The organism is Pseudomonas sp. AC211 (assembly GCF_979258055.1).
In genome coordinates this window covers 2,937,656-2,951,398 of record NZ_OZ409830.1, presented here as the reverse complement: position 1 = coordinate 2,951,398, position 13,743 = coordinate 2,937,656, and the positions used below count along the sequence as shown (strand labels likewise).

Sequence of the window (13,743 nt, the reverse complement as noted above, 5' to 3'; positions counted from 1 at the left end):
AGCAACGTTCGTTGGTTAAAACGTAACCACAATACCTAGTGGTGTGTGCCTGGAGGCTTTACACCGAAGCGGGCCGTTCGTCGAGCATAATTTCGGCCAGCTTTCCCATCTGCTGCCGAGGCGGCAATTGGGTGAATTTCTTAGCGCTAGTGCCACCGGCGGCAGGCCAGCGAACGGGCCGTTGCGTTTCATTCTTCTAGTGTCCGGTAACGGGTCAAAACCCAACATGTAGGTGTTTGGCGCGATGGGGATACAAGATAGAGCGCTCACCGACGCATTGCAAGGCGACTGTTACACACAACCTGTGGATAAAGCTGTGGGTTACTTTGGGGTAACTTCGCTGAGCCCGCACCATCAGCGGGATTGACCGGATTACGCCATTCGTCGCTGATGAAATGCTGGGTTTTGTAGGGCGAGTCCTACATCGTGCGGTGGTGAGGCTAACACTACATGTTGTGTTTTTTGTTGCAGGGGATAGGGGCTTTATGCGTGGGGTTGGTCGAGTGCGGCGCTGGCGCGTTCCCCCCCTCTCCCTAGCCCTCTCCCCGAGGGGCGAGGGGACTGACCGTCGCGCGGTTCCGCGCCGCGCGCCCGTGAACGAGAAAGGGCAAGGTCCTACGCAGGACTTAGCCGATATACAATGCCGCCCTTTCGCAGTCCCGCCCTCATTTTATTAGGAGTCAGTGGTGGAGCAAGAAGCCTGGCACATCCTTATTGTCGAAGACGACGAGCGTCTGGCCGAGCTCACCCGTGAGTACCTGGAAGGCAATGGCTTGCGCGTGGCCATTGAGTCGGACGGGGCGAAAGCGGCGGCGCGCATTCTGCGGGATCAACCCGATCTGGTGGTGCTCGACCTGATGCTGCCGGGCGAAGACGGCTTGTCTATTTGCCGCAAAGTGCGCGGCAGCTACCACGGCCCCATCCTTATGCTCACCGCGCGCAGCGACGACATGGACCAGGTGCTCGGTCTGGAAATGGGCGCCGACGATTACGTGTGCAAACCCGTCCGCCCGCGTGTGCTGCTGGCGCGCATTCGTGCACTGCTGCGGCGCAGCGAGGGCGCCAGCGAGCCGGTGCCGGCCGACGCCCAGCGCCGCTTGCAGTACGGCGTGCTGGTGATCGACAGCGCCATGCGCGAAGCCTGGCTGCGTGAGCAGAGCATCGAGCTGACCAGCGCGGAATTCGATCTGCTCTGGCTGCTGGCCTCCAACGCCGGGCGCATTCTGTCTCGCGAAGAGATTTTTACCGCCCTGCGCGGCATTGAGTACGACGGCCTCGACCGTTCCATCGACGTGCGCATTTCCCGTATTCGGCCGAAAATCGGCGACGATCCGATGCACCCACGGCTGATCAAAACCGTGCGTAGCAAGGGTTACCTCTTTGTAGCTGAGGCGGCAGAAGCGCTCGCGAGCTAACGGGCGGCGCTTCTTTATATAAGAACAAACCCAGGACGCCCGGCATGAACTCGATTTTCCTGCGCATTTACGGCGGCATGCTGGCCGCCTTCGTGCTGGTGGCGTTGCTGGGCGTGCTGAGCCTGCACTGGCTCAACGAGGCGCGTGCCGACCAATACCGCGAACGCCTGGCGCGCGGCACCTTCAGCCTGATGAGCGACAACCTGGAAAGCATGACCCCCGTGGAGCGCCGCCGCGCGGTGATCGTCTGGGGGCGTTTACTCGGCATTCCTTTGGCGCTTGAGCCGTTAGACGCGCAGGTGCTTGACAGCCGCGCGCGCAGCCGCGTTCTCGACGGCCAGGTGCTGGTCGAGCAAACCGGCCCCCACGCGGCCAAGGTCTACGGCCTGGTCAGCGAAGCGGAGCAACTGGTGCTGGTGGGCGAGGTGCAGCAGATCAGCGAACAGCTGGCGCGCGCCACGGTGTACTTGCTCATCGATGAGCTGATTCGCTATCCCATCGCCGAACAACCGCAACGCCTGGAGGCGCTGGCCGCCGCGAAGTCGTTCGGCTTTAACTTGCGCCTGGTCAAACCGGTTGATGCCGAGCTGGACGACGACCAGCGCCGCCGCATCGACGAAGGCGACACCGTGATGGCTCTCGGCAAAGAGGGCGATTCCATTCATGTGTTTTCCGGCGTGGCCGGCACGCCGTGGGTGCTGGAAATCGGCCCGCTGTATCAAATGAACCCCTATCCGCCGCAACTGTTGTTCTTGATCGGCGCCATCGGCCTGAGCCTGATCGGCTTGATCGTTTACCTGTTGGTGCGCCAGTTGGAGCAGCGCCTGCTCGGCCTGGAAGAAACCGCCACGCGCATCGCCCTGGGCAAGCTGGAATCGCGGGTGCCGGCCGGCGGCGCCGATTCGGTGGGGCGGCTGGCGGCGGCGTTCAATGCCATGGCCGAGCATTTGCAGCGCTCGCTGACCATTCAGCGCGAGATGGTGCGCGCCGTTTCCCACGAACTGCGCACGCCGGTGGCGCGCTTGCGTTTTGGCCTGGAAATGATTGGCGACGCGCAGACCGACGCGGCGCGGCGCAAGTACATGGATGGCATGGATGGCGACATTCAGGACCTGGATAAATTGGTCGACGAAATGCTCACCTACGCGCGCCTGGAGCAGGGCGCCCCCGCGCTGAATTTCCAGCCCATCGACCTCGACGCCTTGCTTGATCAGGTGATCGACGAGTTGGCGCCGCTGCGTCCGGGCGTGCGTGTGGAGCGCGGGCCGAGCATTCCCGCCGTTGATGGCAGCGGCGCGCTGGTGGAAGCCGAGTGGCGCTACCTGCACCGCGCCCTGCAAAACCTGGTGAGCAACGCCATGCGCCACGCCGAGTCGCGGGTGCGCCTGAGTTATCAGGTGGGCCTCAAGCGCTGCCGTCTGGACGTGGAAGACGACGGTCCGGGCATTCCCGAAGCCGAGTGGGAGCGGCTGTTCACGCCGTTCCTGCGCCTGGACGACAGCCGCACTCGTGCGTCGGGCGGGCACGGGCTGGGGCTTTCCATCGTGCGGCGGATTATCTACTGGCACGGCGGCCGCGCGCAGATCAGCCGCAGCGAAGCCTTGGGCGGCGCGTGTTTCAGTCTGGTGTGGCCGCGTAAACAATGAGTCTTCGCGAACGCTTATTTGCCGGGCGCCTCGCCGCGTTCGCGCCGACAGTGGCGGATGCGGGCGGCGTGAGCCTGAGCGAGTTTTTACAGCCCGAAGATTTGCAACAGCGGCTGCGCGCTATTTACGGCGACGCGTTATTGGCTAACCAGCGCGCGGTGCTGGTTTCGCAGTATTCCAAGTATTACTTCATGGCCTTGCTGCCGCCCGTGCTGGTCGCCACGCTGGTGCACGGCTGGCGCTTGCCGTTGTCTGGCCTGCGCGTGGTGCTGGATGAGCGCGGGCTGCCCAGCGCCATTCACTTCGCCAACGATGGCGAGCCGGGCACGCAGGCCAAATGTTTTGCCGATTTAATGGAGCGGCATCTGCCCGACGTGATCGAGACTCTGGCGGCGTTTGGTCAGGTGCCGGCTGCGGTGCTGTGGGGGAACGTCGGCGATTATTTTGAAAGCACGTTGCAAACCCTCGGGGCGCTGACCGAGGCCGAGCTGGACGGCGGTTTCGCCTGGCTTCGCGATGCTGAAAGCCCGCTGTATAAGGCCGTGGCGTATACGCCGCGTCGTCAGCGCCGCACCTGCTGCCTGGCGTATGAAGTGGAAGGCATCGGCCACTGCGAGCATTGCCCGATCAGCCGCCGCTAAACCGCCACGGCGACCAGGCTCAGCAAGCGGCCGTCGAACTGCCCGAATTGGCCGACCAACTCCGCGCCGCTTTTCCATTCTTCCGACAGATCAGTCAGCAGCCGCAACCGTGCGCTGCCGGCGGCATCCCACTCCAGCACTTCGGCGTGTTCAAAATAGAAGCGCTGCAACGTGAGCGGGTACAGCGCTTTGAACAGGCTTTCTTTCAGGGAAAACGTCAGCGTTACCAGCAGGCCCAACTGCTCCGGGTCGAGCAGCGCTGGCGCGGCGCAGTTCGGCGGGCGTGAGAATTTCTTCCTGCAAGCGGGCGGCGCGGTCGTGGCTGAGCAGGTTTTCCACATCAAGCCCCAGCCCGCGCCAGTGGCGGCTGTCGGCGACCACAGCGGCTGCCCATTGCTTGCCGTGGGTGATCGAGCCGCTGATGCCGGCAGGCCATTGCGGCGCGCGATCGGCGCCGACAGCGGGCACGATTTCGCTGCCATTCAAGCGGCGCAACGCTTCGCGGGCACAGATGCGGCCGGCGAGAAACTCGGCCTGGCGCTTTGCGACGCCGTGGGTCGGCGGAATGTGGCTGCGCTGAAAATCGTCGGGCTGCACCCGCGCTGGGTCGAACGGGGTGCTGACGAATTGACTGTTTGGCAATGGCTGCGGCAAGGGCCAATGGTCGTTGAGCGGGCCACAACAGGCGGGGAGGGAGTAGGTGTGCATCGCGGCATTCTGCCGGGTCGCGGCGCGGCGGGCCAGCGTTGCGCGGCGCTTTGGGGGCGGGCACTTACATTTCTTTGCACAACCGTAACAAAGCGACACGGATTGTACCGGCCACATTTGCCAGACTGCGGCCGCGTTTCTCGGAACGCAGGTGAGGTTGTAGTTTGGCGCTGACGCTTCGAGGCGTAGCGCGCCAAACCTTAGTCACTGATTAAGTGCGGGAGCCCGTTTGGGCTCCCGTTTTTTTTTGCCTTGGGCGATCATTCGCATCTTTCCGTTCTGCGCAAAGGTTGGCCATGAAACCCGAAGACCTGCTGCTACTCGTCACCCGCGAGATGCCTTACGGCAAATACAAAGGCCGATTGATCGCCGACTTGCCCGGCCATTACCTCAACTGGTTCGCCCGCGAAGGCTTCCCAAAAGGCGAGATCGGCGCGCTGTTGCAGTTAATGCAGGAGATCGACCACAACGGCCTGGGCGAATTGTTGACGCCATTGCGCAAGAAACCGCGCGGCGCATGCAACCCCAAACCCCTGTAGGAGCGGCTTTAGCCGCGATGCTGTTGTGCCCAAGACACTGGTTTCCAGGCCTGGCCAATCGCGGCTAAAGCCGCTCCCACAGTCGGGGGGAGGGCTAACCTACCAATCCAGCCTCAACTGACTGTGAAACTCCCGCTCAACCCCACTCAACGGGTCGATAAACCGCAAGCTCTGCGCCAGTAACTTCAGCGGCTTGCTGTAGTCATCCACCGCGTCCTCCACCAGCACCGGGTAAAACGGGTCGTTGCAAATGCCAGCGCCGAGCGCCGCCATGTGCAGGCGCAGTTGATGTTTTTTGCCGGTCACCGGGTACAAGCCATACCGCCACAACTCGCCGTTGCGCTCGCGCACGTCCATCAGCGTTTCGCTGTTGGGCGTGCCGTCGCCTTCCTTCATCAAAAAGAACGGCTCGCCAGCCACCATGCGCACTTTGTGTTCGTGGGGAAACTGCACCTGGGGCAGGGCGGGGGCGATGGCTTCGTAGGTTTTGTGAATAGCGCGGTCAGCAAATAAACGCTGATACGCGGCGCGGGTGGCGGGCTGCACGGAGAACAACACCAGGCCGGCGGTGAGGCGGTCGATGCGGTGCAGCGGCACCAGGTCATGGCTGTTGAAACGCTTGCTCAGTCGCGCGAGCAAGGTTTGTTCAACGTACTCGCCAGCGGGCGTTACCGAGAGGAAGTGCGGCTTGTCGGCGACGATTAAATGCTCGTCGGCATACAGCACGGTTTCCTCGAACGGCACCGGGGTTTCGTTCGGCACCTCGCGAAAGTAATAAATGCGCAGGCCCTGTTTGTACGGGTGCGCCGGGCCGATGGGCTGCTCGTGCTCATCCAATACCTTGCCGCGCGCCATGCGTTCCAACCAGGTGTCGCGGCTGATCGCCGAGAAGTGCGCGCACAGGCAATCCAGCACCGTGAGCCACGGGCCGGCGGGAAGGTACAAGGTGCTGCGACGGGCGGGGTGGGACATGAAAAAGCGCCAGAAAAAGAGGCGGAATTCTACCTGTGTTTGCGCAAGATTTTGCGGGACCCGCAACCTGTAGGAGAGGCTTCAGCCTCGATTCCTGGAAAAGGTACTTTCAAGCCATCAATCGAAGGTGGGCCTATCGAGGCTGAAGCCTCTCCTACAGATAGGCGGTGCGGGCGCGCCGTTTAGCTTTCCTGCGCGCGATACGCGCCGGGGGTTAATCCGGTCCATTTTTTGAACGCCCGATGAAACGCCGACGGTTCGGAAAACCCCAGCTGCTCGGCGATGTCTTGAATGGCCAGGTTGTCGCGGCCCAGGTGGTAAATCGCCAAGTCGCGGCGCAGGTGGTCTTTGAGTTCCTGGAAGCTTGAGCCTTCTTCGCGCAGGTGCCGACGCAGGGTTTGCGGGCTCATGTGCAGTTGCTGAGCCACGGAGTCGAGGTCGGGCCATTCGCTGCAGTCGCGCCCGAGCAGGCGGCGGATTTGGCTGATCAGGCTGTCGCCGCCGTCGGGGCGGGCGAGCAGGTCGGCGGGCGAGTGTTCGAGGAAATGCTTGAGCGTGCGCTCGTCTTGCAGCAGCGGCATCGCCAGGTAGCGCGCCTGAAACAGCAGACTGGTGCTGTCGGCCGAAAAGCGCCGCGCGTTGGGGAACAGCAGGTCGTATTCGGCGCTGTGGTCGGGTTCGGCGTGGCGAAAGGTGGCTTCTTGCAGGCGAATGCGTTGCCCGATCAGCCAACTGGCCAGGCGGTGCCAGATCACCAGCAGGCTTTCCACCAGAAAGTGGTCCGGGTCGAGCAAGTTGCTGTCGTCCACCGTGAGCCGCGCCCATTCGCCTTCACGGCTGAGGGTGATCTTCGGCGCGTCGTCGAACAGGCTGTAAAACAAGGTGCCGCGCAGCAGTGCCTTTTCCAGCGTGTGGCAGTGGATCAGGGCGTAACACATCATCGCGAAGGTGCCGGGTTTGCTGCGGCTGCGACCAAAGCCCATGTATTCGTCGGCGAGTTTTTCCCAGAGCAGCTGCATCAGCCTGGCGAACTGTTCCGGCGCCACGCGGGCGCGTGGCTCGCTGAGCAGCGCTGGCTGAATGTTCGCCTCGCGTAGCAGCGCCGTGCAGTCCACACCCTGGCGCTCGGCGCCACGCAGGGCGGCACGAACGAAATGGCTGGCGATGGTGCGTTCGCGCATGGACGGGGCTCGGCAGAAAAGGCCGGTCGATGGTAAGCACGGCGCTGCAACGGAACAAGGGTTGTGTCCTTGGCTATGCTTTTTGTAGGCGATTTTCCCCCAGTCGTGCGGCGGTGGCGGGGGATATCCGCCAGTGCTTGGCGGAAAGCCGCCAAAAGCGGCGCCATTTTGCTCGGGTTTTGTTTGCAACTCGCTGAATTTAAAGGGATTGGAGCGCTTTCGTAAGGATGGCATGACCTCTGCAATAGGCGATCAAGGCTTGCAGCTATGCAGGCTGGCCAACAACAAATCCCTCCGGTTCAGGAGGGTTAGCGCACAGGCAGCGCGCGCGTTTGGAATGACGCCGTGCAGTCGTTGAGGAACATGCCATGACCCGCAAACCGTTCTATAAGGTTCTTTATGTTCAAGTGCTGGTAGCCATCGCTATCGGCGTGTTGCTTGGGCACTTCTACCCAGACACTGCTGTTGCCCTCAAGCCGCTCGGCGACGGGTTCGTCAAGCTGATCAAAATGATCATCGCCCCCATCATTTTCTGCACCGTGGTTACCGGTATTGCCGGCATGCAGAGCATGAAAGCAGTCGGCAAAACCGGCGGTTACGCGCTGCTCTATTTCGAAATCGTTTCCACCATCGCCCTGCTGATCGGCCTGTTTGTGGTCAACATTGTGCAGCCTGGCGTTGGCATGCACATCGACCCCGCGTCGCTGGATACCTCGGGTATCGCGGCTTACGCAGCGGCCGGTGAAAAACAAAGCACCATCGAGTTCATCATGAACGTGATTCCGGCCACGGTGGTCGGTGCCTTTGCCGGTGGTGACATCCTGCAAGTGCTGTTCTTCTCGGTCCTGTTCGGCTACGCCTTGCACCGCGCGGGTGACTACGGTCGTCCGGTGTTCGAATTCATCGAACGCATCTCGCAGGTGTTCTTCGGCATCATCGGCGTGATCATGAAAGTGGCACCGCTGGGTGCCCTGGGTGCCATGGCCTTCACCATCGGTAAATACGGTGTGGGTTCGCTGGTGCAACTGGGCTACCTGATGGCGTGCTTCTACGTCACCTGCCTGCTGTTCGTGCTGGTGGTTCTGGGCGGCATCGCACGCTTCCACGGTTTCAGCATTCTCAAGTTCGTGCGTTATATCCGTGAAGAACTGCTGATCGTGCTCGGCACCTCGTCTTCCGAAACCGCGCTGCCGCGCATGATCGACAAGATGCAGAAACTGGGCGTGAACAAGTCGGTTGTTGGCTTGGTGATTCCAACCGGTTACTCGTTCAACCTCGACGGCACCTCCATTTACCTGACCATGGCCGCCGTGTTTATCGCGCAAGCCACCGACACGCCGATGGACATTTCCCACCAGGTTGCCCTGATTCTGGTGCTGCTGATCGCCTCCAAAGGCGCGGCGGGCGTGACCGGTAGCGGCTTTATCGTGTTGGCTGCCACCTTGTCGGCCGTTGGCCACCTGCCGGTTGCCGGTCTGGCGCTGATTCTCGGCATCGACCGCTTTATGTCCGAAGCCCGCGCCCTCACCAACCTCGTCGGTAATGGCGTGGCGACCATCGTGGTCGGCAAATGGTGTGGCCAGGTTGATAACGAAACCCTGCAGCGCGAGCTGGAACAAGGCGCTACCGCTGAAGTGGTGGCGGTTGAAGGCGAGAGCAAGCCTGCGCATGGCTAATTAAGTTTTACGATTTACTGCCTCTTCACGAGAGAGGAAGCTTTTACAGCCCGTCATTGACGGGCTTTTTTTTGCTTATTCGAACATCAACCGCCCCTCACCCCAGCCCTCTCGCCTGTCCGGCCGACCTAGCGGGAGAGGGGGTAACCGAGTAATTGCGGCGAGCGTCGATTGGTTCCCTTCTCCCGCTAGGTCGGCCGGACAGGCGAGAGGGGCTAGGGGTGAGGGCAGGCGCACTCGGCATCCATTTTTTCATTCATATCCTTATGCAATAAAAGTCCTTGGCGGCTTTTGTTTATGCCCTTATCTTCTCGTCACAACTTGTTATAACAAGTGCCGAAGCAGCGACGAGAAATCCCATGGCCGAGTTAATTCCCCTGTCCCCCGTTCCCTTGTACAGCCAGCTCAAAGACGTGCTGCGCGCGCGCATTCTTGACGGCACGTACCCGGCGCTGAGCCGTATGCCATCCGAAAGCGAGCTGGGCGCGGCCTTTGCGGTCAGCCGCATTACGGTGCGTCAGGCCCTGGGCGATTTGCAGAAGGAAGGGCTGATTTTCAAGATTCACGGCAAGGGTACGTTTGTGGCCAAGCCCAAGGGCGTTTCAAAACGTCAGCACCTTGCAGGGCCTCGGCGAGTCGATGCGGCAGATGGGCTACGAGGTGATCAACCGCCTGCACAGCGTCAAGCACATTCCCGCGTCGGCGTTGGTGGCCGAGCGGCTGAAAATGGAAGAGGGCGCGCCGGTGACCGAAATCAAGCGCGTGCGCCTGGTGAACCGCGAACCCATTTCCCTGGAAGTGACCTACGTGCCAGCACATTTAGGTGAGCGCCTGGAAAAGGCCGATCTGGTTACCCGCGACATCTTCCTGATTCTGGAAAACGACTGCGGCATCGCCTTGGGTCACGCCGATTTGGCCATTGACGCCATTCTCGCCGACGCCGATTTAACCCGCGCGCTGAACGTAGAAGAGGGCGCGCCGATCATGCGCATCGAACGCCTGACCCACGACGCCGACGGCACGCCGCTGGATTTCGAACACCTCTATTACCGCGGCGATGCCTTCCAGTACCGCCTGCGCATTGACCGCCACAAAGGACGTCACGCATGAGCCAGTACCAAACCCTCGAGCGCGAGTACGACATCGTCATCATCGGCGGCGGCACGGCCGGCCCCATGGCGGCGATCAAGGCCAAAGAGCGCAACAAAAACCTGCGCGTGCTGCTGCTGGACAAAGCCAACGTGAAACGCAGCGGCGCCATCAGCATGGGCATGGACGGCCTCAACAACGCCATCATTCCCGGCCACGCCACGCCCGAGCAGTACACCAAGGAAATCACCGTGGCCAACGACGGCATCGTCAACCAGGCCGCCGTGTATGCCTATGCCACCCACAGCTTCGAAACCATCGAGCAACTGGACCGCTGGGGCGTGAAGTTCGAGAAGGACGAAACCGGCGACTACGCGGTGAAAAAGGTTCACCACATGGGCGCCTACGTGTTGCCGATGCCTGAGGGGCACGACATTAAAAAGGTGCTGTACCGCCAGCTCAAACGCGCCCGGGTCGAAATTACCAACCGCGTGATCGCCACCCGTTTGCTCACCGATGCCGACGGCACGGTCAACGGCGTAATGGGGTTCGACAGCCGCACCGCCGATTTTCATCTGATCAAGGCCAAGGCCGTGATTCTCTGCTGCGGCGCGGCCGGGCGGCTGGGTTTGCCGGCCTCCGGTTACCTGATGGGCACCTACGAAAACCCCACCAACGCCGGCGACGGCTACGCCATGGCGTACCACGCCGGGGCCGAGCTGGCGAACCTGGAGTGCTTCCAGATCAACCCGCTGATCAAGGACTACAACGGCCCGGCGTGCGCCTACGTCACCGGGCCGCTGGGCGGCTACACCGCGAACAACAAAGGCGAGCGCTTTATCGAGTGCGACTACTGGAGCGGGCAAATGATGTGGGAGTTTCACCAGGAGCTGGAGAGCGGCAACGGCCCGGTGTTTCTCAAGCTCGATCACCTGGCCGAAGAAACCATCCAGAACATCGAAGAGATTCTGCACAGCAACGAGCGCCCCAGCCGCGGCCAGTTCCACGCCAACCGGGGCACCGACTACCGCCAGAGCATGGTGGAAATGCACATCTCGGAAATCGGCTTCTGCTCCGGCCACAGCGCCTCTGGCGTGTGGGTGAACGAGCGCGCCGAAACCTCGGTGAAGGGCTTGTACTCGGCAGGCGACATGGCCGCCGTGCCGCATAACTACATGCTTGGCGCCTTCACCTACGGCTGGTTTGCCGGCCACAACGCCGCCGATTACGTGGCCGAACGCGACTTCACTGCGCTGGATGCCGAGCAAATCGAACGCGAGCGTGCGCGGGTGTACGCACCGCTGCTGCGCGAGCACGGCCTGCCGCCGGCCCAGGTGGAATACAAACTGCGCCGCTTCGTAAACGACTACCTGCAACCGCCGAAAGTGACCAAGAAAATGCAGCTGGGGCTCGACCGTTTCGCCGCCATCGAGCACGACCTTGACCAGCTCAAAGCCAACAACCCGCACGAATTGATGCGCGCCCTGGAAGTCAGCGTGATCCGCGACTGCGCCGAAATGGCCGCCCGCGCCTCGCTGTTCCGCACCGAAAGCCGCTGGGGGCTGTACCACCACCGCGTCGACCACCCGCAGCGCAACGACGCCGACTGGTTCGTGCACTGCCACCTGCACAAAGGCGCGGACGGGCGCATGACCAGCTTCAAGAAACCGGTGGAACCGTACCTGATCGCCCTCGATGACGAAGAGCAGCAGGCCTACAACCGCCTGCGCGTAAAGGCCGAAGCGGCCGCCTGAACCTAACGAGAGAGCCAGAGGCTCCGAGGACACCGTGTCATGGCCTATCAGCCCCAGGAAATTTTCTTCCGCAGCAACGCGCCGGTGACCATCGACGAAGACAAATGCATCGCCGAAAAAGGCTGCACCGTCTGCGTCGAGGTCTGCCCCATGGACCTGCTGGCCATCAACCCCGCCACGCAAAAGGCCTACATGGCCTTCGACGAGTGCTGGTACTGCATGCCCTGCGAAAAAGACTGCCCGACCGGGGCGGTGAAGGTTGAGATTCCGTATTTGTTGAGGTGATCCCGACGCCGCCACCGTCCCTGTAGGAGAGGCTTTAGCCTCGATGCTTTTAAGAGGCGCGTCGGCTCAACACAAAAACCTAAAAACAAACCTCCGTCATCCTCGCGCAGGCGGGGATCCAGAATCTCCGATTCATCCAAAATTCTGGATTCCCGCCTACGCGGGAATGACGGTGGGATGTCTAAGAACGCCATCCGGACCCCCGGACGCCTTGCCCGCAAAACCCCCTCGTTTCCCACCACCAAAACCGTGGCGGAGACGACATAAAACAACCAACGATTCGAGGGGAAACACCCATGCACTTACGCACTCTTGCCAGCCTCGCGCTGGCCATTGGCCTGGCATCCACCCATGCCCACGCGGAAAAAATCCGTGTCGCCATCGGCACCCAGGACACCACCATCAACTGCGCCACCGGCGGCCTGCTGATTCGTGAGTTGGGCCTGTTGGACAAATACCTGCCCCACGACGGCAAGTACAAAGACGCCACCTACGAGGTGGAGTGGAAGAACTTCACCAGCGGCGCGCCGCTGACCAATGAGATGGTGGCCGGCAAATTGGATTTCGGCGCCATGGCCGATTTCCCCGGCTCGTTCAATGGCGTGGCGTTTCGCGATGCCGGCAAGCAGAGCCTGTTTATCAGCGTGTTGTCGGGCAGCACCACGGGCAGCGGTAACGGCATCGTCGTGCCGGCTGGCTCCAGCGTGCAGTCGTTGGCGCAGTTGAAGGGCAAGACCATTTCCGTGCCGTTCGCCTCCACCGCCCACGGCATGTTGCTGCGCGCGGTTGCGGCTCAGGGCTGGGACCCGGAGAAAGACGTGAAGATTATCGCCCAGGCGCCGGAAATTGCCGGCTCGGCCCTGCGCAGCAACCGCATCGAAGCGCACGCCGACTTTGTGCCGTTCGCCGAGTTGTTTCCCAACCGTGGCTTCGCTCGGAAAATTTACGATGGCTCACAAGCCAATGCGCCCACGTTCCACGGCGCCCTGGTGGCGGCCGATTACGCCAAGCAGTACCCGGAAATCGTCACCGCTTACTTGCGGGCGAGCTTGGAGGCCGACCAGCTGATTGCCGCCGAGCCGGAGAAATACAGCGAGCTGATTGAGAAGGTTACCGGCGTCGAAGCCGAGGTGAACTACCTGTTCCACGGCCCGCTCGGTTTGCAGACGCGCGACCTGACCTGGAAGCCGGAATACCGCAAAGCGGTGGCCACGGCCATCGACACGCTCAAGCTGCTGAAGAAGACCGATAAGGGCCTGGATGTCGACAAGTTCGTCGACGACCAATACATCCGCGCGGCGTTTAAACAGTCCGGCCAGGACTACGACAAAGCGCTGGCCAACTATGCGCCGGCGCCGCTCAAGGCCAACGACGCGATCACCGGCAAACCGATCACCGACTTTAAACGCCTGGCGCAAATCTGGGTACGCGGCGAAGACAAAGTGCGCCACTACAGCTCGCCGGAAGAAGCGCTGAAGGCCCTGGCTGCGTTGGAAAAAGAAGGCAAGGACATCCGCGCCATCTACGCCCAGGCAGCCGACAGCGGCATCAAGCTGCTCGCCAGCCAGGCCTGGTTTGTGCGCAACGACAAGGGCGAGGTGAACGCGTTTTTGTTGAAGGATCAGGCGGTTGCGTATGCCAGCGCCAACGGCGGCACGGCGCTGGATTTTGCCAGTGTTAACCAACCGTCCGTGGCGGGGCTTTGATTTCGCCGAGACCGCGCAAGGCGTGAACCCCTGGATCCCGGAACGTCCGACCGCCGCCTACGCGGGGATGACGGCGTCATTTCATCCAACCACCCTCATTCCGGCGAAGGCCGGAATCCAGAATTTTGTAG

Annotated in this window: 10 protein-coding genes and 2 pseudogenes; 9 read left to right on the top strand and 3 right to left on the bottom strand. The window is 61.8% G+C overall.

Translation table 11 applies throughout. The features are described from left to right. Window positions 1–686: 686 nt before the first annotated feature. The 3 genes from ACZZZP_RS13780 to fhuF are packed head-to-tail and all read left to right on the top strand — an operon-like array spanning window position 687 to window position 3,702. The gene (locus ACZZZP_RS13780; protein WP_463383087.1) at window positions 687–1,415 is read left to right on the top strand and encodes a response regulator; all 729 of its coding nucleotides are present in this window, start codon (window positions 687–689) and stop codon (window positions 1,413–1,415) included. Window positions 1,416–1,459: 44 nt separating this feature from the next. After that, window positions 1,460–3,061: an ATP-binding protein gene (locus ACZZZP_RS13775; RefSeq protein ID WP_463383086.1), complete on the top strand. Its 1,602-nt coding sequence runs from the start codon at window positions 1,460–1,462 to the stop codon at window positions 3,059–3,061. Then, the gene (gene fhuF, locus ACZZZP_RS13770) at window positions 3,058–3,702 is read left to right on the top strand and encodes a siderophore-iron reductase FhuF (RefSeq protein WP_463383085.1); all 645 of its coding nucleotides are present in this window, start codon (window positions 3,058–3,060) and stop codon (window positions 3,700–3,702) included. Before ACZZZP_RS13775 ends, fhuF begins: the two co-directional genes overlap by 4 nt. Here the strand turns inward: fhuF and ACZZZP_RS13765 are convergent. Continuing rightward, window positions 3,699–4,410: pseudogene (locus tag ACZZZP_RS13765) on the bottom strand (4'-phosphopantetheinyl transferase family protein). The gene fhuF and the pseudogene ACZZZP_RS13765 sit on opposite strands and share 4 nt — an antisense overlap. Window positions 4,411–4,706: 296 nt before the next feature. Between ACZZZP_RS13765 and ACZZZP_RS13760 the strand changes: the two are divergent. Beyond that, window positions 4,707–4,949, top strand: coding sequence for a DUF3820 family protein (locus tag ACZZZP_RS13760; protein ID WP_463383083.1), 243 nt, complete (start codon window positions 4,707–4,709; stop codon window positions 4,947–4,949). A 99-nt stretch (window positions 4,950–5,048) separates the two neighbouring features. Here ACZZZP_RS13760 and ACZZZP_RS13755 read toward each other — a convergent pair whose 3' ends face one another. Continuing rightward, window positions 5,049–5,921 (bottom strand): pseudouridine synthase, encoded by an 873-nt coding sequence (locus ACZZZP_RS13755; RefSeq protein ID WP_463383082.1) that lies wholly within the window; start codon window positions 5,919–5,921, stop codon window positions 5,049–5,051. Between the two features lie 182 nt (window positions 5,922–6,103). After that, window positions 6,104–7,102 (bottom strand): AraC family transcriptional regulator, encoded by a 999-nt coding sequence (locus ACZZZP_RS13750; RefSeq protein ID WP_463383081.1) that lies wholly within the window; start codon window positions 7,100–7,102, stop codon window positions 6,104–6,106. Between the two features lie 368 nt (window positions 7,103–7,470). Between ACZZZP_RS13750 and ACZZZP_RS13745 the strand changes: the two genes are divergently transcribed. The 5 genes and pseudogenes from ACZZZP_RS13745 (at window position 7,471) to ACZZZP_RS13725 (ending at window position 13,612) form a co-directional block, all read left to right on the top strand. Continuing rightward, window positions 7,471–8,778: a dicarboxylate/amino acid:cation symporter gene (locus tag ACZZZP_RS13745; protein ID WP_463383080.1), complete on the top strand. Its 1,308-nt coding sequence runs from the start codon at window positions 7,471–7,473 to the stop codon at window positions 8,776–8,778. Between the two features lie 359 nt (window positions 8,779–9,137). Next, window positions 9,138–9,888: pseudogene (locus ACZZZP_RS13740) on the top strand (GntR family transcriptional regulator). Continuing rightward, complete coding sequence (locus ACZZZP_RS13735) at window positions 9,885–11,621, top strand: fumarate reductase/succinate dehydrogenase flavoprotein subunit (RefSeq protein ID WP_122450444.1); 1,737 nt, start codon at window positions 9,885–9,887, stop codon at window positions 11,619–11,621. The pseudogene ACZZZP_RS13740 and the gene ACZZZP_RS13735 overlap by 4 nt, the downstream one beginning before the upstream one ends. 39 nt (window positions 11,622–11,660) lie before the next feature. Further along, the gene (locus ACZZZP_RS13730) at window positions 11,661–11,906 is read left to right on the top strand and encodes a 4Fe-4S dicluster domain-containing protein (protein WP_108096737.1); all 246 of its coding nucleotides are present in this window, start codon (window positions 11,661–11,663) and stop codon (window positions 11,904–11,906) included. 296 nt (window positions 11,907–12,202) lie between these two features. After that, complete coding sequence (locus ACZZZP_RS13725; protein ID WP_463383078.1) at window positions 12,203–13,612, top strand: ABC transporter substrate-binding protein; 1,410 nt, start codon at window positions 12,203–12,205, stop codon at window positions 13,610–13,612. Window positions 13,613–13,743: the final 131 nt, after the last annotated feature.